This window comes from Streptomyces sp. NPDC060027, from assembly GCF_042737005.1.
GTDB lineage: Bacteria > Actinomycetota > Actinomycetes > Streptomycetales > Streptomycetaceae > Streptomyces.
Genome location: NZ_JBHWVI010000001.1, coordinates 14271 through 38904, shown reverse-complemented (window position 1 = coordinate 38904; position 24634 = coordinate 14271). Strand labels below are relative to the sequence as shown.

19 protein-coding genes and 1 pseudogene are annotated in these 24634 nt (G+C 69.5%); 12 read left to right on the top strand and 8 right to left on the bottom strand.

Features of this window, described 5'->3' with window-relative positions:
- Nucleotides 1-4 precede the first annotated feature (4 nt).
- From pqqA to ACFWBT_RS00170, 6 genes are all read right to left on the bottom strand, one after another.
- Nucleotides 5-136, bottom strand: coding sequence for a pyrroloquinoline quinone precursor peptide PqqA (pqqA, locus tag ACFWBT_RS00195; RefSeq protein WP_385693861.1), 132 nt, complete (start codon nucleotides 134-136; stop codon nucleotides 5-7).
- 94 nt (nucleotides 137-230) lie between these two features.
- A complete protein-coding gene (locus ACFWBT_RS00190; protein WP_385693859.1) occupies nucleotides 231-1223 on the bottom strand; it encodes a ThuA domain-containing protein in 993 nt (330 codons plus the stop codon).
- Nucleotides 1224-1368: 145 nt separating this feature from the next.
- Nucleotides 1369-3516 carry a PQQ-binding-like beta-propeller repeat protein gene (locus ACFWBT_RS00185; RefSeq protein ID WP_385693857.1) on the bottom strand — a complete coding sequence of 716 codons (2148 nt, stop codon included), beginning with the start codon at nucleotides 3514-3516 and terminating at the stop codon, nucleotides 1369-1371.
- Between the two features lie 198 nt (nucleotides 3517-3714).
- Entirely contained in the window at nucleotides 3715-4527 is an 813-nt protein-coding gene (locus ACFWBT_RS00180) for a citryl-CoA lyase (RefSeq protein ID WP_385693855.1), read from the bottom strand.
- On the bottom strand, nucleotides 4524-5732 hold the full coding sequence (locus tag ACFWBT_RS00175) for a CaiB/BaiF CoA transferase family protein (RefSeq protein WP_385693853.1): 1209 nt from the start codon (nucleotides 5730-5732) through the stop codon (nucleotides 4524-4526). Before ACFWBT_RS00175 ends, ACFWBT_RS00180 begins: the two co-directional genes overlap by 4 nt.
- 51 nt (nucleotides 5733-5783) lie before the next feature.
- Entirely contained in the window at nucleotides 5784-6551 is a 768-nt protein-coding gene (locus ACFWBT_RS00170; protein ID WP_385693852.1) for an IclR family transcriptional regulator, read from the bottom strand.
- 213 nt (nucleotides 6552-6764) lie between these two features.
- Between ACFWBT_RS00170 and ACFWBT_RS00165 the strand changes: the two genes are divergently transcribed.
- From ACFWBT_RS00165 to ACFWBT_RS00140, 6 genes are all read left to right on the top strand, one after another.
- Nucleotides 6765-8267, top strand: a complete 1503-nt coding sequence (locus tag ACFWBT_RS00165) for an aldehyde dehydrogenase family protein (protein ID WP_385693850.1) — start codon at nucleotides 6765-6767, stop codon at nucleotides 8265-8267.
- Nucleotides 8264-10015 carry a thiamine pyrophosphate-binding protein gene (locus tag ACFWBT_RS00160; RefSeq protein ID WP_385693848.1) on the top strand — a complete coding sequence of 584 codons (1752 nt, stop codon included), beginning with the start codon at nucleotides 8264-8266 and terminating at the stop codon, nucleotides 10013-10015. The genes ACFWBT_RS00165 and ACFWBT_RS00160 overlap by 4 nt, the downstream gene beginning before the upstream one ends.
- Before the next feature lie 229 nt (nucleotides 10016-10244).
- Nucleotides 10245-11423, top strand: coding sequence for an ABC transporter substrate-binding protein (locus tag ACFWBT_RS00155; RefSeq protein ID WP_385693846.1), 1179 nt, complete (start codon nucleotides 10245-10247; stop codon nucleotides 11421-11423).
- Between the two features lie 7 nt (nucleotides 11424-11430).
- Nucleotides 11431-12300 (top strand): branched-chain amino acid ABC transporter permease, encoded by an 870-nt coding sequence (locus tag ACFWBT_RS00150; protein WP_385693844.1) that lies wholly within the window; start codon nucleotides 11431-11433, stop codon nucleotides 12298-12300.
- Nucleotides 12297-14132, top strand: a complete 1836-nt coding sequence (locus ACFWBT_RS00145; RefSeq protein WP_385693842.1) for an ATP-binding cassette domain-containing protein — start codon at nucleotides 12297-12299, stop codon at nucleotides 14130-14132. Before ACFWBT_RS00150 ends, ACFWBT_RS00145 begins: the two co-directional genes overlap by 4 nt.
- Nucleotides 14129-14863, top strand: coding sequence for an ABC transporter ATP-binding protein (locus ACFWBT_RS00140; protein ID WP_385693841.1), 735 nt, complete (start codon nucleotides 14129-14131; stop codon nucleotides 14861-14863). The genes ACFWBT_RS00145 and ACFWBT_RS00140 overlap by 4 nt, the downstream gene beginning before the upstream one ends.
- A gap of 267 nt (nucleotides 14864-15130) precedes the next feature.
- Here the strand turns inward: ACFWBT_RS00140 and ACFWBT_RS00135 are convergent.
- A pseudogene (locus ACFWBT_RS00135) lies at nucleotides 15131-15783 on the bottom strand (TetR/AcrR family transcriptional regulator); the annotation flags it as partial.
- A 138-nt stretch (nucleotides 15784-15921) separates the two neighbouring features.
- Between ACFWBT_RS00135 and ACFWBT_RS00130 the strand changes: the two are divergent.
- Nucleotides 15922-16800 (top strand): shikimate dehydrogenase, encoded by an 879-nt coding sequence (locus ACFWBT_RS00130; RefSeq protein ID WP_385693839.1) that lies wholly within the window; start codon nucleotides 15922-15924, stop codon nucleotides 16798-16800.
- A gap of 148 nt (nucleotides 16801-16948) precedes the next feature.
- Here ACFWBT_RS00130 and ACFWBT_RS00125 read toward each other — a convergent pair whose 3' ends face one another.
- A complete protein-coding gene (locus ACFWBT_RS00125; protein ID WP_385693837.1) occupies nucleotides 16949-18502 on the bottom strand; it encodes a hypothetical protein in 1554 nt (517 codons plus the stop codon).
- Nucleotides 18503-18726: 224 nt separating this feature from the next.
- On the opposite strand from ACFWBT_RS00125, the gene ACFWBT_RS00120 reads away from it, so the two are divergent.
- The 5 genes from ACFWBT_RS00120 to ACFWBT_RS00100 all read left to right on the top strand — a co-directional run bounded on the left by ACFWBT_RS00120 (nucleotide 18727) and on the right by ACFWBT_RS00100 (nucleotide 24590).
- Entirely contained in the window at nucleotides 18727-19716 is a 990-nt protein-coding gene (locus ACFWBT_RS00120) for an MFS transporter (RefSeq protein ID WP_385693835.1), read from the top strand.
- A 668-nt stretch (nucleotides 19717-20384) separates the two neighbouring features.
- Nucleotides 20385-20588, top strand: coding sequence for a cold-shock protein (locus ACFWBT_RS00115; protein ID WP_037751662.1), 204 nt, complete (start codon nucleotides 20385-20387; stop codon nucleotides 20586-20588).
- A gap of 900 nt (nucleotides 20589-21488) precedes the next feature.
- Nucleotides 21489-22058 carry a lamin tail domain-containing protein gene (locus ACFWBT_RS00110; RefSeq protein WP_385693833.1) on the top strand — a complete coding sequence of 190 codons (570 nt, stop codon included), beginning with the start codon at nucleotides 21489-21491 and terminating at the stop codon, nucleotides 22056-22058.
- Nucleotides 22059-22889: 831 nt separating this feature from the next.
- The gene (gene chvE, locus ACFWBT_RS00105) at nucleotides 22890-23978 is read left to right on the top strand and encodes a multiple monosaccharide ABC transporter substrate-binding protein (protein WP_385693831.1); all 1089 of its coding nucleotides are present in this window, start codon (nucleotides 22890-22892) and stop codon (nucleotides 23976-23978) included.
- A 219-nt stretch (nucleotides 23979-24197) separates the two neighbouring features.
- Nucleotides 24198-24590, top strand: a complete 393-nt coding sequence (locus ACFWBT_RS00100) for a helix-turn-helix transcriptional regulator (protein WP_385693829.1) — start codon at nucleotides 24198-24200, stop codon at nucleotides 24588-24590.
- Nucleotides 24591-24634 lie beyond the last annotated feature (44 nt).

Sequence of the window (24634 nt, the reverse complement as noted above, 5' to 3'; positions counted from 1 at the left end):
ATGCCTATTTCTTGCGCAGCGAGTAGGCGGTGACTTCGAGCGCGGTGTCGACCACGGTGAAGTCGGGGGTCTGCCAGCTGCCGGACGGCTTCTCGGGAGGCTGGGGCACGTGCCGGGTGCGGATTTCGTCGTGCATGAGGCTGCCTTTCGATGGTGGGTGAGAGGGCGGTCGCGGGGGGCGAGGAACCTCCCCCGGACCCCGGCCGCCGCCGCGGTGGCGGCGCCGGACGTCACTTGCAGAACGGTGTCCTGCCCATGGCGGACTTGATGCCGCCGAGGATCAACCGCTGGAATTCGGCGGCCCCGGCGAACGAACCGTCGGTGCTGAAGTCCCTGGCGTCGTGCCCGAGGGTCGTCAGCCAGGCACGGCCGCCGTCGTAGTACTGGCACCACGCGACCGGGTGGTCCTCTCCGTGCCCGGGGTGCTTGTAGTTCCCCGTCACGCCCTTGACCAGGGTGCTCTCGTCGACTTCGGCGAGGACACGGACCCGCGTCGGGGCGGGGACGAGGTTGTACCACTCGTCGGAGAAGGTCCACTTGGACGGCAGCGACTTGGTGGAGACGTCCTTGTGGTTCACGGTGCGCACCGTGCCCGACTGCTCGGGGCCGTGGTCGTAGAAGTTGGCGTTGCCCAACAGGCCTTCGTACCAGGGCCAGTTGTACTCAGTGCCGAAGGCGTTGTGGATGCCGACGAAACCACCGCCGCCGCGGATGTACTGGCGCAGCGAGGTCTGGGCCGCGTCGTCGAGGGTGTCCCGGCTGGTGGAGTAGAAGATGACGGCGTTGTACTTGAACAGGGTCGCGGGAGACGCGAGTTGGGTGACGTCCTCGGTGTGGTCGACCTGGAAGCCGTTGTCCGCGCCCATCTTCAGCAGAGCCTTCTGTACGACGTTGGCGTCGGTGACCGGGGGATTGAGTCCGGAGGCCGTCGCGGGGCCGAGGTTGGCGTGGCGGGGGCCGGCGGTTCGGGTGTACAGCAGGACCTTGAAGCCCTTGGAGGCGTCGAAGTTGCCCCAGTCGTGGTAGCAGCGGGTGTCCACGCCGCGGCACACGCCGTAGTCCGGGTCGCCGAGTTCCTGGGCGCCCTGGCCGACGCGGCCCTGGGCCACGCTGAGGGTGCCGGTCGCGATCAGCACGACCGTGACGCCGAGCGTGCCGACCGCGCCGGTCAGCGCCGCGTGCAGGGGCCGAATGCGCCGTCTTGTTCCGGGTGTTGTCGTCATGAAGCCGTCCTTGCCGCAGAGATGTGGAGGCGGAGGGAGGTGCGGGAGCGGGCGAGGGCCTCGCTCCGAGGCGCGCGGTGCCGGTCTCGGGTACCGGGCGAGTGCTGTCGTGCCGTGGGGCGGGGTGACGTTGCCAGGAGGGCGGCTACTTGACGACGATCTTTCCGGTGCTCTGCGGGGCGATCGGGTCGTTGTAGAAGTACTCGCCAGGTGTGTCGAAGGTGTAGGTGTACGACTGGCCCGGCATCAGCAGCCCGGTGTCGAACTCGGCCTCGAAGAAGGCGACGGCGCCGTGTGCGGACCTGTTGTCCGCGGGGTTCGTGAAGGTGACGGCCGTGCCCTTGGCGATGCTCAGGTGCTGCGGGGACATCGCGTTCTGGCCCACGAGGTTCTCGGCGACGCCCGGGGCGTTCTTCGCGCTGTCCCAGATGCGTCCCAGCGTCACCGTGTTGTGGGCTGTCTCGCCGGTGACCGGGGCGCTGCGGATCTGGTTGCGCCGGGACGGCGGGGTGGGGGCCGGGGCGGGCCCGACGCTGCCGCCGAGCTTGAAGGCCCACAGGTGGTCGCCCTTGGGGATGTCCGGGTAGGGAAGCCCGTTGCCGCCGGCGAGCACCGCGATGTACTGCTCGCCGTCGATCTCGTACGTCAGGGGGCTGGTGTTGACGCCCGCTCCGCACTGCCAGGTCCACAGTTCGCTGCCGTCGCGGTCGTCGAGGGCGGTGAGGATGCCGTCGGGCCGGCCCTGGAAGAGGACGCCGCCGGCCGTGCTGAGGACGCCGTTGCCGTGGGCGAGCGACCACGCGCCCTCCTGGCGCCAGGTGACGGTGTTGGTACGGGGGTCGACGGCGGCGAGTCCCCCGGCGAAGTACTCGCCGAGCGGGCGCGCGGTGTTGACCCGGCCGCCGTGGGTGTTGGAGTAGGCGGAGTTGATCAGGCCGTAGCCGACGTAGACCAGGCCGGTGCGGTGACTGAAGGAGGGGGACGACCAGTCGGCGCCGCCGCCCGCGCCCGGGAAGATGATGGTGGCGCGGTCCCAATGGGCCTCGAAGAGACCGCCGGTGGGGTAGAACGGCACCGGCCGGGTGGCCTTGTCGAGGCGGGGCTCGGTCTCCACGAACGGCTCGCCGCCCGGGAAGGGCTGGGTGGGTGAGGTCTTCTGGGCCGCGTGCTGCGGTACGGGCCGTTCCTCCATGCCGTGGACGGGCTTGCCGGTCGCGCGGTCGAGGATGTAGTACATGCCGGTCTTGCTGCCGTAGACGACGACCCGCTGCTTCCTGCCCTTGACCAGGATGTCGGCGAGGACGGGTGACATGACGCCGTCGTAGTCCCAGATGTCGTGGTGGACGGACTGGAAGTGCCAGCGCCGCTTGCCGGTCTTGGCGTCGATGGCGACGAGGGAGTTGGCGAACAGGTTGTCACCGCCCCGGCCGGAGCCGTCCGTGCGGGGATAGGGGTTGCCGAACGTCCAGTAGACGAGGCCGAGTTCAGGGTCGACGGCCGGGTGGATCCAGCACACCGCGCCGCCGGTCTTCCAGGAGTCGCCCTCCCACGTGTCGTGGCCGTACTCGCCGGGCCCGGGGGTTCCCCAGAAGGTCCAGGTGACCTCACCGGTCGAGGCGTCGAGGGCGTAGGCACGGCCTCGCGCGCCGGCGGTGCTGCCCTGGGTGCCGATATAGACGAGCCCGTCCCAGTAGACGACCGCTCCGGCCAGGCCCCCCTTGCTGCCGCCGCACTGACCGCTCGCCGGATCGCAGTCGGGGTCGCCCTGGTCCTCGACGAGCAGTTCGCGGGACCAGACGACAGCGCCGGTCTTCTGGTCGAGGGCGTGGACCTTGTTGTCGCCGGAGATGGTGAAGGCCAGGCCGCGGCCCAGGGCGAGACCGCGCATGTTGGTGGTCTCGGTGCCGATGCCGGTCTTCCACCTGACGTTCCCGGTGCGGCCGTCGACGGCGAACACGTTCTGCTGCGTGGTGGCGAGGTAGAGGATGCCGTTCTGGGCGATCACGGCGCACTGCTGGTGGGTGGCCGTGGAGCCGTTCTCCAGGTTGATGTGCCAAGCGCCGCCCAGCTTGCGGACGTTGTCGGCGGTGATCCTCTTGAGCGAGGAGTGGTTCTGGTTGCCGAGGTTGCCACCGGCCTTGGGGAAGTCGGCGCCCGTGGCGGCGTGCGACTGGTGGGGTACCGGGCGTCCCAGGGTGTCCGGCTCCGCGGCCTCGGCGTTGGTGCCGTTGATCAGTGAGACGGTGGCCGCCGTCCCGGCAGCGGTCGAGGTGAGGAAACTGCGTCTGTCCATGGTCCCTCTTTCGTGACGGATGCCTGACGGACTCGTCAGTGACGGGCGGGCCGGACGAGTCCCAGGTGGGGGGAGGGAGAGGCGGGGCGGATCATGGTCCGCTGTACGGTTCGAGTGGTCCGTACCGTGGTTGCCGATCGGCGGAAAGCTACGTTAGGGATGCGGCGAGGGTGTGACAAGAGGCGTGACGCGGATTGTTCACGCGTCCGTGGCACGCTGCAGTCGGGCCGGCAGCACGTTGCGCGGGACGGGGCCCTTGTTGCGCAGGCCCAGTTGGCTCTCCTCCCAGGCGTGGGCGAGGATCCCCACGGAGCGGCTGAGAACGAACAGGCCGCGGGCGAGCGGGGCGGAGAAGCCCAGCTCCGCGTAGATGACGGCCGTCGCGCCGTCGATGTTCATCGGGACCGGCCGGGCGCCCGTGCGGCGGCGCCGCAGCGCCTCCTCGACGGCGAGCGCGGCCCGGAGGTGGTCGCCGCCGACGATGCCGTCGGTGACCGCCTGGTGGACCAGACCGAGCAGCGGGTCGCGGCGTGGGTCGACCGGGTGGAAGCGGTGCCCGAAGCCGGGCAGGTACCGGGAGCGGCTCTGCCATCGGGTCATGACGTCCAGGGCCGCGTCGTTCCAGTCCTGGCCGTTCCTGTGGAGGTCGCAGATGTCGTCGAGCATCTCGACACACTGCTGGCCCGCTCCGCCGTGCGAGTCGCCGAGCATGTTCACGCCGGTGGCGATCGCGTTGTTGAGCCCCACTCCACAGGTCGCGGCCATCCGTGCCGCCGCGATGGACGGCGCCTGGGGGCCGTGGTCGACGCCGGCGACCAACGCGGCCTCCAGCAGGGCTGATTCGCGCGCCGAGGGCATGGTGCCGCGCAGCAGCAGCCAGATGACGTCCACGAGACTCGCGCTGCCGATGAGTTCCTGGACCGGCCGGTCACGGAGTTCGATGCTGCCCGGCTCGATGTGGCTGACCGCCGTGGCCCACCACAGAGCCGCCTCGTCCTGAGGGGTGCTCATTTGGTCGTGGCCCCTCCAGCGGCAGCCGCGGCCGAAGCGGCCCAGCGTCGCGCCAACTCCCGCCGTTCGGGATTGTGTTCACCGAGCAGGGGTGGGGGAGTGGGGGGAACGAAGGCCTCTCCGTCGACCAGGACGCCGCTGCCCACCACCCTCAACGGCTGCCCCGGACGGCCCGGATGGCTCAGCTCGGTGACGAAGTTCCGGTATTCCAGCTGTGGTTGCTCCAGCGCTTGGGGCACGGTCAGCACCCGGGCGGCGGGGACGCCGGCCGCGTTCAGTTCACGCACCCAGTCGGCGGCCGGGCGTGCGGCCAGGGCCCGGTCCAGGGCGGCGTTCAGTTCCGCCCGGTGGAGCTTGCGCTGCTCCCGTTCGCCGAACCGGGGGTCCGCGATCAGTTCGGGGGCGCCCGCCAGTCGGCACAGGGTCTCGAACTGGCGCTGCTGGTTGGCGGCGATGTTCAGCGGGCCGTCGAGTGCGTGGAAGGTCCCGGAGGGAGCCGCGGTGGGATTCTGGTCGCCCAGGGGTTGCGGCGGGATGCCGCTGACGAGGTAGTTGGAGACCGCCCAGCCCATGGTGGACAGCGACGCCTCCAGCATGGACACATCGAGTCTGCAGCCGGCTCCGGTGCGCTCGCGGTGCAGCAGCGCGGAGCTGATGGCGAACGCCGCCATCAGTCCTCCCGTGGTGTCGCACACCGGGAAACCGATCCGCTGGGGCGCGGTCTGCGGGGTGCCGGTCACGCTCATCATGCCCGCCAGGCCCTGGACGATCTGGTCGTAGGCGGGGGCGTCGCTCATCGGGCCGCTGTGCCCGAAGCCCGAGATGGAGCAGTAGACGAGGCGTTCGTTGAGCTGGGCGAGGCGATCGGCGCCGTAGCCCATCCGGTCGAGGACACCCGCCCGGAAGTTCTCGAGCAGGACGTCCGCGCCGGTGAGGAGGTCCTCGAAGAGAGCCCGGTCGGCGGCGTCCTTGAGGTCGAGCTCGACGGACTTCTTGCCCGCGTTCTGGGCGAGGAACGATGCCCCGACGCCGTCACGGTTGAGTCCGGCATCGGGGCCCAGGCCGCGGGCGAGGTCTCCCTGTCCGGGGCGCTCGATCTTGACCACTTCGGCGCCCATGAGCATGAGCTGATAGCTGCAGTAGGGCCCGGCCAGCACGTTCGTGAGATCCAGAACGCGTATTCCATCGAGTGGTCGAACGTGCATGTGACGGCTCCTTCCGGGGCGCCGCGCGCGGCGCCGCTGCGGGGGTGTCGATTAGGTGCGCGGCCCCAGGGGGTGGTGGAAACCCTGCGACGCGATGCGGGCGGCGATGTCCAGCAGGTCGCTCGCGAAGTCCTCGGTGGCCCGCTGCGGGATGCGAGCGCTCGGCCCGCTGAGGGAGAGCGAGGCGACCACGACACCCGACTGGGTACGGATGGGCACGGCGACGGCCGTGAGGCCGATGTCGCGCTCGCCGTGGCTGACCGCGAAGCCGCGGTCGGCGGCTTCGTCGGCCCACAGACGCAGTTGCTGGGTGTGCGCCACTCCGTGGGGTGAGTCGGCCGCGATCCGCTGGAGGAGGCCGTCGGTCGCGCCGATGAGCAGCACCTTGGACGAGGCGCCCGCCCAGAGCGGCAGTTCGTCGCCCACCCGGACCACGTGCCGCAGGGGCTGCGGGCTCTCCTGCTGGGCGACGCACACCCGGTGGATGTCGCGGCGGATCATCAGATTCGCCGTCTCACCCCGCCGGTCCACCAGCTCACGCAGCAGCTTCTGCGTGTCGGGCGGCAACTCCCAGCTCGTGTGCGCCAGATGGGCCCACCGCCACAGGCCCGGGCCGGCCGTGTAGCCGCCCGGCGTCGCCCACAGCAGGCCGTACTGCTCCAGCGTCTGGACCAGGCGTACGACGGTCGTCTTGGGCAGGCCGGTGGCATCGACCATGTCCTTCAGCGGGACAGTGGGCTGATCTTCGGTCAGCAGCGACAGGATGTCCAGAGCGCGCCGCACACTGCGTACGCCGCCCTGTCCTTGTTCCGCGTCCACGTTCTCTCCTTCGTGCGTGGGCAACCGCCGAGGCCCGCCCTGCGGGCTCGACACCTGGAGCGACAGCTTCTACCAGCGCGGCTCTCTTGGAAAACCACTGGTTTCAACTTCCTTGCGCCGACCTATTGCCACGGCCTTCTGGCGCCCGTACGTTACACGCCAGTCCACAGAGCAGTCCACGAAAACCACTAGATGGTTTTTTCTGGAGACGTGATGCTGCAAGACCTCCTCAAGGCCGCCGACGAGAACGACATCGTCGAGGCACCTCCCTACCTGTCGGGTTCATGGGGCGGCGCCGGCCCGCCCCTGGATCGCACCGGCCCCTACCTGCGGCGCACCGTCAGCCGCGCGTCCACCGCGACGGCCGACGAGATCGGCACCGCGGTCACCAGGGCCGGCCTGTACGCCCGGCAGACGGCCTCCCTCGCCCCCGCCGTCCGGGCCGACATCCTGGAGACGGCTTCGCGCAACACCACGGCCCATCGCGACCGGCTCGCCCGGTTGCTGGCACTGGAGCTGGGCAAGCCGCTCAAGGACGGCCGCACCGAGATCGACCGTGTCGCCTCCACCTTCGCCGTCTGCGCGGCCGAGGCCCGCCGCATCGACGGCGAGACACTGCCCGTGGCCGGCTGGAACACCGGCATCGGCAACACCGCCTTCACCTATCGGGCACCGGCCGGCGTGGCCCTGGCGATCACCCCGTTCAACGCCCCCGCCAATCTGCTCGCCCACAAACTGGGCGCCTCCTTCGCGGCGGGCAACACCACACTGGTCAAAGCCCCGCCACAGGCCCCGGCCGCCTCCGCCGCCGTCGTCGCCCTGCTCCTGGACAGCGGCATGCCCCACCAGGCGGTCCAGCTCCTGCACGGCGGGGGAGAGGTCGGCGCCGCCCTGTGCGCGGCCGACGAGGTCAGCGTCATCAGCTTCACCGGCAGCGCCGCCACCGGCACCGCCGTGGCCCGCGCCGCGGGCGCCAAACGGCTCGCGCTCGAACTGGGCGGGAACGCCGCCACCGTCGTCTGCGAGGACGCCGACGCCGCGACCGCGGCTCAGGTGTGCGCCCGCACCGGCTACAGCAACTCCGGCCAGAGCTGCATCTCCGTCCAGCGCGTGTACGTCCACCGCACCCGCTACGTGGAGTTCCTCGACGCGTTCACCGCGGCGGTCGACGCGCTCGTCGTCGGAGACCCACTCCTGGAGACCACCGACGTCGGCTCCATGGTCGACGAGAACGCGGCCGAACGCGTGGTGCGCTGGGCCGAGGAAGCGCGCCGCCTGGGCGCGAGCGTCATCCGCGGCGGGACCCGCGACGGTGCCACGGCCGCACCCACCATCGTCGCGGACCCACCCGCCCACGCCTCCGTCGTCGTGCACGAGGTGTTCGGCGCACTGGTGGCCGTGCTGCCCTTCGACGACTTCGACACCGTCGTCGATCAGTGCAACACCAGCCGGTACGGCCTGCAGGCAGGCCTCTTCACCCAGGACATCACCCGCATCGTCACCGCCTGGCGGCGCCTGGAGGTCGGCGCACTCATCGTCAACGGATCGTCCAACTTCCGCCTCGACCATGTGCCCTTCGGCGGTGTGAAGGACTCCGGCTTCGGCCGTGAGGCTCCCCGCTGGCTCATCGACGACTACACGGTCGTCAAGACCCTCATGCTGCGCGGCCTGTCCGTCTGGGGCGACAGCCGTGAGCTGCCCAAGGAGAACCCGTGACCACCGTGACCGCCGCCGAAGCACTCGTCGGCCAACTCGAGTCCTACGGCGTCGAATACGTCTTCGGGACCTGTGGACACACCAACATCGCCCTGCTCGACGCGCTCGGCCCGAGCCCGATCGAATTCGTGATCGCCCGGCACGAGCAGGCCGCCGCCCACGCCGCCGACGGCTACGCCCGCGCCACCGGACGTCCGGGGGTCCTGCTCACCCACGTCGGACCCGGCATGATGAACGCCGTCACCGGTGTCGCCACGGCCGCCCTGGACTCCATCCCGCTGGTCGTCATCACCGGCGACATCCCCTCCTACTACTACGGGCGCCACCCGCACCAGGAGGTCAATCTCCACGCCGACGCCGACCAGACGGCCATCTACCGGCCGTTCTGCAAGCGCACATGGGAGGTGCAACGCGCGCAGGACCTGCCGCGCGTCACCGAACGGGCCTTCTTCACCGCCACCAGCGGCCGCCCCGGCACCGTCCTGATCAACATTCCCATGGACCTGTTCAACCGGCCCGTGCCGCCCTACGCCGGAGACCACCCGCTGCCCGGCCACCTCAGCCGGCCCGGACTGGACGCGCCGACGGCCGACCGGATCGCCGAAGCCCTGCTGGAGGCGGAGCGCCCGCTGATCTACTTCGGCGGCGGCCTGCGCGGTCCCGACGCCCGCGCCGAGCTGCTGGCCCTGGCCGAACACCTCGACATCCCGCTCGCCCATTCCCTGATGGGCAAGGGAGTCGTCGCCGACCGGCATCCGCTGCTGCTGGGCATGCCCGGCTTCTGGGGCCTCGCGACCACACACGAACACACCAAGGGAGCGGACGTCGTCCTCGCCCTGGCCACCAGGTTCGCCGAGACCGACGCCAGCTCCTGGGACGCCACCCACACCTGGAACTTCCCGCCCAGCCGGCTCATCCAGATCGACATCGACCCCGCGGAGATCGGCCGCAACTACCCGGTCCACATCGGTGCCGTCGCCGACGTACACCTCGCCCTCGAAGGAATCGCCGCCGCGGTCCGCGTCCGGCAGACCACCGCTCGCACCCGCCCCGGACTGCGCGAAGGCATCGCCGCCGCACGCGCCGGTGTCTTCGAGACGGCACGGGAAGCCGGGCGCAGCGACACCTTCCCGCTGCGCCCGCAGCGCATCCTGACGGACCTGCGCGAGGCGCTGCCCGACGACGCCGTCCTCGTCACCGACGTGGGCTGGAACAAGAACGGCGTCGCCCAGTGCTACGAACTGCCGGAGCAGGGACGCTTCATCACGCCCGGCGGCGCCTCCACCATGGGCTTCGGCCCCGCCGCGGCCGTCGGCGTGCAGATCGCCCAGCCCGACCGCGTCGTGGTCGCGCTGATCGGCGACGGCGGCATGAGCGCCCAACTGCCCGCCGTGCCCATGGCTGTGGAACAGGGCGCGCCCGTCATCTTCGTGGTCATGAACAACCGCGCCCACGGCACCATCGCCGACCTGCAGGCCTCGTCCTTCGGCCGCTCCTACGGCTGCGAGTTCACCGACGCCGAAGGCCGGCCCTACAGCCCCGACTTCGCCCGGTACGGCGAATCCTGCGGCGCCGACGGCTACACCGTGAACGCGCCCGACGATCTGCGCAAGGCACTCGAGGACGCCGTCGCCCGCCGCCGTCCTGCCGTACTCGACGTGCCGATGGTCAACGAACCCGTGCCCACGCCAGGGCACTGGAACATCAAGGACATCTACGCCGGACACTTCCCGTCCGACGCCGCCTGACCGGTGCGGCCACAAGGCCGCGACCCCGCAGCGCCGTTACCGCGTCTCACCCTGGCTCCGCAGGACCGCCACAACGTCGTACCGCCGCACCGACACCGCCGATCCTGCCGACCCGCCGGAGCGCACCGCACAGCACCGCACCGGACCGCCCCCCACGGCAGGTCGCCGGAGAAGCGTCGCCTCCCCCCACCCCCTTCCCGCCCGCCCACCGTCCTCCACGAGGTGACCCATGTCCCGCTCCTCCCGCTCCTCCCGCCGCTTCCGCCCCTCCGCGCCACGCACCGCGCTCGTCGGAGTGATCGCCCTGGCCGCGGCCCTGTCCGCCTGCAGCGCACCCGGCGAGTCCGACAACGAGGCGAAGTCCGACTCGGGGCCCATCAAGATCGCCGTCGTCAACGCCCGCAGCGGACAGCTCTCCTCGCTGGGCGAATGGGAGTACAAGGGCGCCAAGCTCGCCATCGACGAGTGGAACAAGAAGGGCGGCATCGACGGCCGCAAGATCCAGCTGAAGTCCTTCGACGACCAGGGGGACCCCACCACGGGCACCAACCTGGCTCGCAAGATCGACAGCGAGCACTACATCGCCATGATCGGCACCGCGGAGAGCGCCGTCACCATCGCCATGGCGCCCGTGCTGAAGCAGGCGGAGATACCGAACATCACCTCCGGCCAGGCCGACGCCCTCGTCGACCAGAAGAGCGAGTTCCTCTTCCTGAACGGCCCGACCAGCACGACCTACGACAGCACGCTGGCGCAGTACCTCGTGCAGAACAAGGGCTTCAAGAAGATCGCGATGATCACCAACAACGGCTCCTTCGGCAAGGGCGAGCACGACGCCTTCGCCAAGGCCGCCAAGGATCTCGGCGTCACCCCCGTCACCGACCAGGTCGTCACCACCGACCAGAAGGAATTCAGCGCCGCGCTCACCGCGATCCGCTCCAAGAAGCCGCAGGCCATCTTCATCGGCTCGGAAGAGGTCGAGGCGGGCCTGATCGTCAAGCAGGCCCGGGACCTGGGCATCACCGCCCCGTTCGCGGGCGCGGCCCCCCAGGGAACCCCGGTCTTCATCGACACCGCCGGCAAGACCGCCGTCGAGGGAACCATCGTCAGTTCCCCCTACCTCGGCAACGACATCAGCCCCGCCGCCCAGAAGTTCGCGGCCGCCTACAAGGCCGCCTACGGCGAGGACGCCGAACTGCACGGCGCCAAGGCCTACGACGGCACCACCATCCTGCTCACCGCCCTCAGGAACAGCGGTGTCGCCACGGGCAAGAAGCTCGCCGACGCCATCCGCTCGACCGACCACGACGGGCTGCTCGGCCAGTTCCGGTACGGCCCCGAGGGCGTCGGCATCACCAAGACGACCATCGGTGTCATCCAGGACGGCAAGCTCGTCGAGCAGAAGTGAGAACGACGTGCAGGACACCCTTCAGACCCTCGTCGGCGGCCTCAGTCTCGGCGCCGTCTACGCCCTGGTCGCCATGGGCTTCTCCCTGGTGTACCGCACCATGGGCCTGGTCAACTTCGCCCACGCCGACATCGCCATGATCGGCGCGTACGCCGCCTCCACCTTCTACCTCACCTCCAGACTTCCCTTCGCCGTGGCCATGGCGCTGGCCATCATCATCACCGGCGTGATCGGGCTGGTCATCGAACGTGTCCTGCGGCCCCTGGAGAACAAGGACTTCGACCTGATGCTGATCGGGACGATCGGCTTCGGCATCGTCCTGCAGGCGCTGGCCGTCATCATCTGGGGCACCACGGGCCGAGCCGTTCCCTCGCCACTGCGATCCGCCCCGCTGGACATCCTCGGCATCCGCGTCCGCACCTACGACCTCCTCGTCATGGCCGTCGCCGCACTGGCTGTCGTCGCCCTCGCCCTCTTCCTCTCCCGCACCAAACGCGGAGCGGCCATGCAGGCCGTGGCGATGGACCACGACGCGGCCACCGCGGTCGGCATCGACGTCGGCCGCAGCAACGCCCTCGCCTTCGCCATCGGCGCGGGCCTGGCCGCTCTCGCCGGCGGCCTGGTCGGACCCATGCTCTACGTCGATGCCTCCCTCGGGGGTGCCCTGGGCATCAAGGGGTTCGCCGCCGCCATGCTCGGCGGCTTCGGCTCCATCCACGGCGCCGTGGTCGGCGGCATCGCCATCGGAGTCCTGGACTCCTACGCCGCGGGCCACTTCCAGGGCTACTCGGTCCTTGTCACGTTCCTGGTCTTCACGGTGGCGATCATGATCCGGCCCACCGGCATCTTCGGCGAAAGGACGGTCAGCCGCGCATGAAATCCCGTCTCGCCGCCGCCCTCGTACTGGTCCTCGCGGCGTGGGCACTCCCTTACGGCTTGGGCAGCTACACCATCCACGTCGTCAACATCGCCCTCATCTACGCGCTCCTCGCCCTCGGCATGGGCCTGGCCATGGGCGTCTCCGGCCAGATCAACCTCGCACAGGTCGCGTTCTTCGGCGTAGGCGCGTACGCCGTCGCCATCCTCACCACTCACTACGGCTACGGCTTCTGGACATCGGCCCTGCTGGCGATCCTCGCGACGGTCGTCAGCGGTCTCTTCGTCGGCATCCCCGCGCTGCGCATGCAGTCGCACTACCTGGGCATCGTGACCCTCGGACTCGCCCTGGGCTTCATCAACTGGATCACCAACGCCCACATCACCGGCGGCGCCGACGGCATCTCGGGAGTCCCCGTACCCACGCTGCCCGGCATGGACCTCTCCAGCGAATACCTCTACTACTACCTCGAGGCAGTGGTCTTCGGCCTGGCCATCCTCTTCGGCCTCTTCGTCGTCCACACCTCGCTCGGCCGACGGCTGCGCGCCATGCGCGACGACGCACTGGCCGCGGGAGCCATGGGCGCCGAGATCCCCCTCCTGCGCATGACGGCCTTCCTTCTCGCCAGCCTCTACGGCGGCCTGGCGGGAGTCCTGTACTCGGGCCTCATCCGCTACGTCGCACCCGAGACCTTCTCCATCGGCAACATGTTCATCCTGCTCGCGATGGTCATCATCGGCGGCCGCCGCTCCCTGGTGGGCTGCGTCGTGGGCGCCGTCGGCCTGACACTCGTACGGGAATGGCTCTCCGACTTCTCCACCTACGCCCAACTCGGTTACGGCATCGTCGTCGTCCTGATGGTCGTCTTCGCGCCGACCGGCCTGGCGGGCGTCCCCGCCCGGCTGAACGCCCTTCGGGAACGCCGCCGCGGCCGGCCGGCCCTTCGCGCGGAGCTCCGTCCCTTCACCCCGTACGCCCCCGGAGACCAGCCCGCGGACCACGGCGTCCTCCTTTCCGTCCAGGGTGTCACCAAGCAGTTCCGCGGGCTGCGCGCGCTGGACGAGGTGTCGCTCGCCGTCGACGCGGGGGAGATCCGGGGAGTGGTGGGCCCCAACGGCTCCGGCAAGACCACCCTCTTCAACGTCATCAGCGGCTTCTACCGCGCCACGGCCGGCACGGTGCGCTTCGCCGGCGCCGACACCACCGGCGCCCGTCCCTACACGCTGTCCCTGGCCGGCATGGCCCGCACCTTCCAGAACCTGCGGCTCTTCGGCCAGCTCACCGTTCGCGACAACATCCTCGTCGCCCTCGACCGCACCCGGACCCACTCCATCTGGCAGTACGCCCTGTGGCAGCCGGGCGTGATCGCCCGCGAACGCCGTCTGCGCGCCCAGGCGGACGAGATCCTCGAACGCTACGGACTCGTCGACTTCGCGGAGGCGGACCCCACCTCCCTTCCCTACGGCATCCAGCGTCGCATCGAGATCGCGCGCGCCATGGCGACCCGCCCACGCCTGCTCCTGCTCGACGAGCCGGCCGCCGGACTGAACGGAGAAGAGGTCCAGCAACTCATCCGCGTCGTCCGCTCCATCCGTGACAGTGGAACCACCGTGATCCTCATCGAGCACAACATGGGCCTGGTCATGTCGTTGTGCGAGAAGGTCACCGTCCTGTCGAGCGGCAACGTCATCGCGGAGGGAACCCCGGCGGAGGTCGTCTCCACACCGGAGGTCATCGAGGCCTACCTCGGAGACTCCGACCCGGCCGAAGCCGGCCACGACGAACCCCGGCCCGCCGAACGGCCGGACCACGCCAAGGAGTCCACCCCATGAAGGTCAGCGGAGCCGACACCGCCCAGACTCTGAGCGTGGCGGAACTCAGCGTGCACTACGGCGGAGTCTGTGCCGTCAGCTCCATCGGTTTCACCGTCGAGCCCGGCCAGTCCGTCGGCATCATCGGCGCCAACGGAGCGGGCAAGACGTCCACCCTCAGGGCCCTCATGGGACTGGTCCCGCGCAGCGGCGGACGCATCCGCCTGGGCGAGCGCGACCTGACCAAGGTCAAGGCCCGGGACATGGTGCGCCACGGCATCGGCTACGTACCCGAGGGGCGGCACGTCTTCCCCGGCCTGTCCGTGGAGAAGAACCTCCTCCTGGGCGCGTACTCACGCGCATGGGACAAGGACACCCATCAGCAACTCGACGAGATCTACGCCATGTTCCCCGTCCTGAAGGAGATGCGGGAACGGCTGGCCGGCGCGCTGTCCGGAGGCCAGCAGCAGATGCTCGCCATCGGCCGGGCCCTGATGACCCGTCCTCGTCTGCTCGTCCTGGACGAGCCCTCCATGGGGCTGTCCCCCAAGCTCGTCGGCACCATCCTCGATGTGCTGCTGAGACTGCGCGAGGAGGGCCTGAGTCTGCTGCTGGTGGAACAGAACGCCAAACTCACGTTCGGCGTCACCAGCCACTGCATCGTCATGGAGAACGGGGAGGTCGCCATGAGCGGAACCTCCGCCGCGCTCAGCCACGACCCGCGGGTCAGAGAGGTGTACCTGGGCCTGTAGGCAGGGGCGGCGAGACTCTCGTCGCCCCTGCCCGTCGCCAACCCGACTGCCTCACAACAGAGTTCGCCTCCGAGTCGACCCGCCCCGACCCGACGCGATCGGCGTGACGCGCGGGAGAAGGACGGCGGCTCGGTACGTTCACGGCCGGGGCGGTGGGCCGCTCGGGACACCCTCCGCGGCAGTGCCTCGATGCGGCTGCGCCGCGAGTCGAGACCCCGTGGGCAGGAGGGGCACCGCACCGGCGTCCGGGACCGTCCGGTCGGCAGGAGCGGCAGCACCCGTCAGATACCCGACGACCATGTCTCCGAGCATGGCGCGGTAACGGCCGCGGTCGTTCGCGTCGAGCAGATCGGCGCCGAACAGCACCGCGAACGTATGCCGGTTGGCGACACGGAAGACACAGAACGAACTGATCAGCGCGTGCATTCCGACCGCGTCCACCTCGGCGGTGATCTGCCCGCTGTCACGTCCCCGGCGCAGTATGCGCTCGATCACGGCGAGGGCCGGTGCGCCCAGTGCGGCCAGTTCGCGCGACGCGGCCAGGTGGCGGCCGCGGTGAATGTTCGCGACGCTCACCAGACGAATGAACTCGGCATGCGCCTCGTGGTGGTCGAAGGTCAGTTCAGCCAGCCGCCGCATGGTCGCCACCGCGTCCTCGCCGTCCGGATCCCGATCTCCTCGACCTGCCGGATCCTTCGGTAGGCCTCTTCCAGCACGGCCGTGAACAGGCCGGCCTTGCTGCCGAAGTAGTAGTAGTAGATCATCCGCTTGCTCGTACGCGTCCGGGCGGCGATCTCCTCCGTCCGCGCACCGGTGAACCCGCGGTCGGCGAACTCGGCGGTGGCGGCATCGAGGATCTCTCCCCGCGTGCGTGCGGCGTCATGCGAACGGCGCTCGGTCGGCGGCGTGGTCGCGACCATCTGAACTCCCCCACTTGGTCCGGCAGAACGTGCCCGGTACCCAGGGAGCCGGGCTCAGGCCGTCCTGGTACTTCCCGCAGCGCACCGGTCCTGATATGGATAACGAACTAGTTCGTACATTACTCGCCTGGAGTCGTCGTGACCCAGTACTCGTACCTCGTCGGGCTCATCGGATCGCCGATCGGCCACTCGCTGAGCCCTGCACTCCACGAGTCCGAAGCCGACCGGCACGGCGTCCGTTACCTCTACCGGCTGCTCGACGCCGGCTCCGGACCGTTGGCGGAGTACGACCTGCACGAACTGCTTCGTGCCTGCCGCGACTGCGGCTTCTCCGGCCTGAACGTCACCCATCCCTTCAAGCAGTCGGTCGTGCCGCATCTCGACGGACTGGCTCCGACGGCCGCGCGGGTCGGAGCCGTCAACACGGTCGTCTTCACGCCGGACGGGCGGGCCGTCGGCCACAACACCGACGTCAGCGGATTCTCCGAAGCGCTCGCCCGCGGACTTCCCGACGTGAGTATCGAGGAGGTGGTGCTGCTCGGGGCGGGCGGCGCGGGCGCGGCCGTGTCCCACGCCCTGCTCGACCGAGGGACGCGGCAGCTCCATATCGTCGACCCCCTTCAGGACCGCGCCACCGCCCTGGCCAAGGCGCTCAATGAACAGGCCGGGCCGGAGCGGGCCCGGCCCTGCACCTACGAAGCCTTGGGCGGGGTGCTGAGCGCCGCGCACGGACTCGTCAACGCCTCGCCTGTCGGGAGCGTCCACGACAGGCAACTGCCGCTGCCAGCAGCGATGTTGCATGCCCGCCTCTGGCTGGCCGACCTCAACTACCGTCCCCTGCAGACCCCCCTCCTGGAGTACGGCCGTGGGCGAGGCTCCCGGGTCCTGCACGGCGGCGGCATGCTGGTGCACCAGGCCGCCCACTCGTTCAGGCTCTTCACCGGCCTGGACCCGCACACGCCGCACATGCTCGCCGACTTCGCCGACCTGACAGCGGATGCGCAGGCGCATGCTTGATGGATCGGGCCGCGTGTACCTGCACGCAGCCCGATCCAGATCCATGAGGCGTCCGAGGGTGACGGTGGCGGGCGTGTCGGGTCAACCGTCCTCGTGCTGCTCGGCTCCGGCAGGCGCCGGGTCCGGCGCGGGTCATCCGGCCGTCGCGTCAGTAGCCCAGACTCGTCGTGTACGCGCACTCGGTGTAGACGTAGCCGGGCCGGAGCTTGGCGGTGTCCGAGGCCGGCGACTTCCCGAGTCCGGTCTTGGACTTGTGCACGAAGTAGGTGGTGCCGACGGGCAGCCGGATGGTCCGCTGCGGGTAGCTCTTGCCGCTGGCGCACGGCTTGAAGCCGAGCCCCAGTGTGCTGCCGAGCGAGTACGAGGAGCAGCTGCCGCAGGCCTTGAGGGTGAAGCTTCCGGTCACCGGTCCCGTGAACAGCACCGTGATGTCGTCGGGGCTGTCGTTCTTGACCGTGACGGAGATGCTGCCGCCCGACGCCGTGGTCGGCAGGCGCTTGCCGGCCGCGGGCACCGTCTGCGCGACCTCGGCGGCGATGGCTATCTTCTGGGCGCGCGCCCGGTTCTTGTGGTGCGGGTTCTTCTTGGCGAAGTCGTTCATGGTGGTGACGGCCTCGCTGAAGCTCCCGTCCCTGTACTGGTCCACACCGCAGGCGTACGTCCCCGAACTCGCGCTCTGCGAGGCCCTGTCGGCGTCCTTGCCGAGGGCGTCCGCCAGCCCGGCCTGCTCCCCGGGCAGGCCGCGGACCTGGGAACCGAGGCTCTCGAGCTGCTGGACGGCCGCGCAGGGGTCCTTGCCGCCCACGGACCTGACCGCCTTGTCGACCGCGGTCTTCACGGCGGGCTCCACCTTGCCGGCCTGTTCGGACTTGGGGAAGGTCGACAGGAGTTCGCCGAACTGCGCGGTCCAGTCCCCGTTTCCGCCGCTGAGCGACGCCGCCGCGCATTCGTAGAGCGACGTGGCCAGCCGGTCGTCGGGCCAGGTGGACAGGTTTCCGAGGTCCTTCTTGCTCATGGTGCGCGGAACCGTGCGGAGGTACTTCAAGGGCGTCACGGCGGTGCAGTAGTTCTTCTGCGTGTAGGGGGCGCCGACGGTGGCGTAGTAGGTCTTGAGCCGGTCGGGCACCCGCTGGGCCGCGCGTGAATCCGGGTGGTCGTCGCTGAGGGCGCTGTAGGCGGCCAGCGCACGCCGGTAGTCGTTCTTCACCGTGTCGAACGACTGCTTCCCGGACTTCTCGACCAGCTTGTCCGCCCGCTCGAGCCGGTCCAGGAGCATCTGTTCCGTGGCTTCGTCGCGCGCCCCGTCGTACAGGACGACGCCTCCGGCGGGCACGGCCAGCAGGACGACGCCGAGGGCGCCCGCGATCAAAGCGCTCGGCAGCAACGCCAGCCGGGTCCGCAGACCCACGGACGCGCCGTGTGCGGCCGCGAGTACGAGGAAGATCAGGTAGAGGACGACCGTCGAGCCGGGCACCCCGTCCGGGTCCGCGGGCAGAGCCACCAGAAGCAGGATCGCCGTCGCGACCCAGCAGACGGCCATCAGCCCCCAGCGGCGCACGACGGCGTAACCGAGCCCGAGCCCGGAGAGGTTGAGCAAGGCCACCGCGACGGCCCGCCACGGGTTGGCGGGAGCGGGCGGCGGTGCGGTCGGCATCGGCGGTACGACGAAGTCGTCGCGAGCACCCTGTTGATCCCAGGACATGACGGTTCCCCCGGTCAATCACGCCTGAAGTTCTGTGACTTGTCAGCGTACGGTCAGTGGGCGACCGGCAACAGAGCCCGCGTCGAAGCCTCTGTGACCGTTTGTCACACGGGGTGGCCGGTGCCTCATGCGCATCGTACGGGGTGCCGGGCATCTCGGGACCTTGTCGGATGTGGCAGGCATCCCGGGCGACGCGTCGGGAGGCGCGGCCCCGGACCTCCCTCGTGGTCCAGGCACTGACCACGGCCGCCTTCGTGCTGGCCCACAGCTTCTGGCCGTTCGTGCTCGCCGTCTGCTCGGCGACCGGGGCCAAAGCGGCCGGAACGGCAGCCCGCAGCCCGCTCATCAGGCACTACGGAGGGGACCGGCCCCAGGAGTTCCGGGCCTATCTCCGCGCGGTGACCAACGTCGGCATCTCCCTCGGCGCCCTGGGAGCGGGATGGGTCGTCCAGGTGGGCACCCTCACCGCCTACCAAATCATGCTCATCGGCAACGCGATCGCCTTCCTCGTCTCCGCGGCGCTCCTGGCCCTTCTCCCGCCCGTCGCGCCCGTACCCGCCGCCGGTGGTCCTCGACGGACCGCACTGCGCGACCGCCCTTACCTGCTGCTCACCGCCGTCGACGGTGTCATGGCCATCCAGTTCAAGGTGCTCACCGTGGCCATCCCGCTCTGGCTGGTGGGTGCGACAGCCGCTCCCCACTGGCTCATCTCCGGCACCATGATCACGGGGACGGTCATCGTCGTCGTGTTCCAGGTGCGGGCCAGTCGCAGCGTCACCTCGCCTGTCGCCGGCGGACACGCCTACCGTCGAGCGGGCGTGGCCTTCCTCGTCTCGTGCTCGATGATCTCGCTGTCCGCGGGGGTGCCGGCATGGGCTGCCGCGACTCTGCTCATCACCGCGGTGGTGATCCACACGATCGGCGAACTGTGGCACTCCGCCGCCGGCTTCGAGGTGTCCTTCGCCCTCGCCCCACCGCACGCCACCGGCCAGTACCTCGGCGTCTTCGGCCTGGGCGCCGGACTGGCCGAGGCCGTCGGACCAGGTCTGCTCATCGCGCTCTGCATCACCTGGGGCCGCCCCGGCTGGTATGTCGTCGGAGCACTGTTCGCGCTCACGGGGCTGGTGGGCCCCCTCGCCGTCCGCTGGGCGGAACGCCATCGGCACGGCAGGACGCCACCCCTCGCCGTCCTGGAGACGACGCGAGTCGCATGACCCTCTGCGCCGGATCTTCAAGGGTGAGGCGAAGGCGCTCAAGAGCGAGGAGTGATGTGCCCGCCGTCGATGGTGAGCCTCGGCGAGGGTCCGAAATGCCACCTCCGGTCCACGAGAGAGTGGAATGCCCCTGTGTGCAAGGGAATTGATCGCGCGTCCCCGCCGCCGCGAAGCCGGAGGGCGAGAGCGCTTTCCTGGAGGGGTTGGTCACAGTGTGCCGGGTGGTGATCCGGCCGAAGGGGGACCGGCCGTACGCGACGGCGCCCGATTCGACGGCTGGAATGTGCGCAACGGTGCTGCTCAGGGCCCTCTCGGCGAGGTCCGGGCGCGGCATGGTTGCCTCCTTGGTCCCGTTTGATGCCACCTTGGAAGGCGGTCCGGGACGGTGAGCCGTCGATGGCCCGCGGGCCGATGGTGTTCGGCGACCGAGAGCGAGTGCGCAGTTCACATCGCCACACCATGCATGTGTGGGCAGTGCCGCTCCACCTGACGGCCCTTGCTCTCTGGTGAGAGGCGCTCTCGCCGTGTAACGTCGCTGGCAGATGTCGTGGTTCGCAGTACCTGCCCGCGCCGTGGTGCGGGCGTTTTGCTGTGCAGTGCCCGAGGACCAGGACGACTACCTCCGGGTCCGCGCGGTGCGGATCCGTCATCGAGTGAGAGGCACTGGCATGGCCAGCGGAACTGTCAAGTGGTTCAACGCCGAAAAGGGTTTCGGTTTCATCGCGCAGGACGGGGGCGGCCCGGACGTCTTCGCGCACTACTCCAACATCAACGCCAGTGGCTTCCGTGAGCTCCAGGAAGGCCAGGCGGTGACCTTCGACATCACTCAGGGTCAGAAGGGCCCGCAGGCGGAGAACATCACCCCCGCCTGATCTCGGCATTACGCCGGCACGGTGCCTCGCGCAGCACGCACGCGTTCGAGGCACCGTGCACCGCGGCAGATCATGAAGGCTCCGCCGATCTCCCCGACGGGCGGCCGAGCCGTATACCGGCACAGCGGCAATGTGCCACCCCTCGGCCGCGAGGCCGGTTCCACACACCGCTTTCCGGCGCCACCGGCGCCGAGGTCCGGTCGGCCACAGCGCCGCTGACTCTCCTCCACGCTCGACCACCCTTGTGACGGGTCGTCGTGAGGCGTGCGAGTTCTTCCGATCCGTGGCCGTCGTGACGGCCGGGTCGATGCCCCCCTTTTGCAGTGCCGAGCAGCCCCGCGTCGATTCCGTGGCCCGCAGCGGCGCGCTGCGGCAGGTATCCGCCCGGCCGGGATCCTCGCCGGGATGCGTAGCGCCGTGACCACTGGCCCCGTTCGGGCAGGCGCTGATCACCCGTCCGGCGCGTCCCGCCTGGCAGGCGTCCTCGGCCGCGGACTCTCCTCGCGATGGGGTTCCGCACGGTGACCCGTCCGTCCCGACCTCGCCATATGCCCGAATCGGGCCGGAATGGTGTTACTCACTTTCGGGTGACGGCCATGTGAGGTGCGGGGATATATGAGATGCCCGCATATAGTCATGATCCTGTAGGAGTACGGGAGTTGAGGATGTCAGCTCATCACTCTTCAGCTTTCGGCAGTTAAAGGCCGGATACAGGTGTCTGTAACCGACATGTTCGTAATTGGTAACAGGGGGCGGGTGTCGCTCGTATCGGGCCGGGGCGAGGAGGAACTTATGAGTCCTCGGCCACCGGGCCGGGACTCGCACAGGGTCGCACCGTGCAGTTCCCCGCAGGGGGGTGCTGTTGCGGGGTGTCCGGCTCTCGAACCTTGAGGAGCATTCATGTCCGTTTCCACGTCTGTCACGGTCCGCCGTCTGGTGGCCGCGGCCCTCGCGGCCGGCACGCTGGTCGGCTCGGCCGCCGTGTCGGCCTCCGCCGCGGAGCCGCGCCACGAGCGCACGCACGTCGCCATCAGCAGGGTTCAGAGCGACGCGCCGGGCTTTGACGACCGCTCCAGCCGTTCTCTGAACGCGGAGTGGGTGGAAATCACCAACTCGACGCGCCGCGCGGTGAACCTGAGCGGCTGGACGCTGTCGGACAGGGACGGCAACCGTTACACCTTCCGCCACTACCGTCTGGCCGGCCGCTCCACCGTCCGTGTCCACACGGGCTACGGCCGTGACACCAACAGGGACCTCTTCCAGGACCGCCGCAACGAGGTGTGGGACAACCGTTCCGACACCGCCACGCTCAAGAACGACCACGGCCGCTTCGTCGACAGCGTCTCCTGGGGTCGGCACCACGACCGTGACGACAACCGGGGTCACGGCGACAACCGGGGTCACGGCGACAACCGGGGTCACGGCGACAACCGGGGTCACGGCGACGACCGTGGTCACGGCCGCCGCTGAACGGCCCGTGTCGGCACGCTCGTCCATGGTGCGTGCCGATGGTGACCGGGGTCCGACGATGGAAGTGACCGGCTGAAGGCCGGGCCCTGCCAGACGCTGTGATCACCGGTCCCGTCGGACGGCCTCGCTGAGGAAGACCCGCACCATATGGTGCGGGTCTTCTGCGTCGGGGCATGTCCCGCCGCGACCTCCGACGCTCACGTGCTCCGCCTGGTCGATGGCGAGCCCATCGCATTCGATCGCGTTCCGGAACCGTCACCTGTCACTCCGGTTGACACCCTTCACTCGGCCTCCTAGGGTCACGCCAACACTGCGAACGTGTGACGAAATCTCGAACAGCCGGAAGGCAACTGCCCTGCGTAGCAACGGAGTTGAAGCGCGCGGGCAGGATCCCAACGGCGCGATCTGATACATGTTCGAGTGCGTGCCGGTGAACTGATCGGCGATCTGTGAGACACCGACCATCCTGAGTGCCACCCGAGGGGTGATGGGCCGGTGACCTGACCGAGCGTCATCCCGCCCACGGCCCAAGGGCGGTTCTCCCTCATCGAGACATGCACCAAGATCCCCGACGATCTCGGCGGACGGTGCGGATCCGTGAGGTCGCTGAGCTGATCCGGCGCACGTACTGCTCCGCCTGGGGTTCGGGCTGTCCGGAGTGTTTCTGGACCGAGGTGCACGGCACCCCTCTGCGGGGCCTGTCCGTGGTCGCGGTGAGGCCGATCGGCTCACGGCCTGTCGCCGGCCGGCCCGGGCCGCCTCACCGCTTCTCCGTCGGCACCCGATATCCCGTCATTTTTCTCAACGACGAGAAGAACAAGGAACGATCACATGCGCAACCGTAGAGCCGCCCTCGCCGCCTTAGCCGGTGCCGCTTCCGTCTCCCTCGCCTTAACCGCTTGTGGGCAGAGCGGCGCGGCGCGCCCCGAGAAGGGGGGTACGGTCGGGATCGCCATGCCGACCCGGGCCTCCGAACGCTGGATCACGGACGGCAACAACGTCGTCGAGGACCTGAAGGGCAAGGGGTACAAGACCCGGCTGGTCTACGGAGACGACGACCCGGAGCGGCAGGTCGCGCAGATCCAGGACCTGGTCGTGCGGGGGGTCGATGTGCTGGTCGTCGCGGCCATCGACAACAGGTCGCTGGGCAAGGTGCTCCAGCAGGCCGCCGACGCGCGGATACCCGTGATCTCCTATGACCGGCTCATCCTCGGCACCGAGAACGTCGACTACTACGCCTCCTTCGACAATGAGCAGGTCGGCCGGCTCCAGGCCCGCTCCATCATCGACGAACTCGGCCTGGAGGACGGCAAGGGCCCCTTCACCATCGAACTGTTCGCCGGCTCCAAGGACGACAACAACACCAAGTACTTCTTCGACGGTGCGATGCAACTCCTCCAGCCGTACCTGGACAAGAAGCAGTTGATCGTCCGGTCCGGCCAGACCGGGCTGAACAAGGTCACCACGCTGCGCTGGGACGGGGCCGCCGCGCGCAAGCGTATGAAGGGCATCCTCGCCACGTCGTACGGGATCGAGAAGGTCGACGCCGTTCTGTCGCCGTACGACGGCATCTCCAGGGGCGTCCTGGGGGCCCTGAAAGCGGACGGCTACGGCTCCGGCGCGAAGCCCCTCCCGGTCGTCACCGGCCAGGACGCGGAACTGGCCTCGGTCAAGTCGATCATCGCGGGTCAACAGACGCAGACCGTCTACAAAGATCTCCGCCAGCTCGCCGAGGTGACGGCACGCATGGCCGACGACGTGCTCAACGACAGGGAGCCGACCCTGAACGACAACGGCACCTACGACAACGGCTCCAAGGTCGTGCCCGCCTACCTGTTGCAGCCGACGAGCGTCGACAGGACCAACTACAAGGAAGTGCTGGTCGGGGGCGGCTACTACACCGACGCCGAGCTCAGGTAGCCGCCGCCGGGTCAGGGGTGCGGCGCTTCTCCGTCTCCGGGGAGCGCGGGAATCGGCCTCCGTGCGACGTGGCCGACCGCGGCGGACGGCGGAGGTCCGTGCGCCGCTCCCGACGACCGGCTCGCCCACCGGCCCAGCCCCCGTCCCGGATACGGGAGCAGACACAGGAAGCAGAATTCACCATTTCGCATACAGGAATGTTGTGGCTATCCTGATGGCATGCAGGGAGTACCCGAGTCACATTCCGGCTGGACGTTCCTGACCAACCATGCCCGTGTGCTGGCGGCGATCGCCGAGGACCGCACCACGCGAATCCGTGACATCGCGGCGCGCTGCCGGCTCACCGAACGGGCAGTCCAGAAGATCATTTCTGATCTGGAGGAGGGTGGGTACCTCACGCACACCCGGCAAGGGCGCTCCAACGAGTACCGGATCGAAGAGGGGACCTTCCTCCGGCATCCGGCGGACTCCGGGCCGTCGGTGGCGGACCTCCTCGCCCTGCTGGCCCGACATGACGCCGAGCACGGTGCCTCCCACGCGGACGAGGACGAGGCAGCCGCGAACGGTGACAGAAGTACGGCGACGACTTCGGCGCGGGGCGCGGGCGAATGAACGGACCTGCGCCGGACCGGCTCTCGCGGCAGCCGTGACGACGT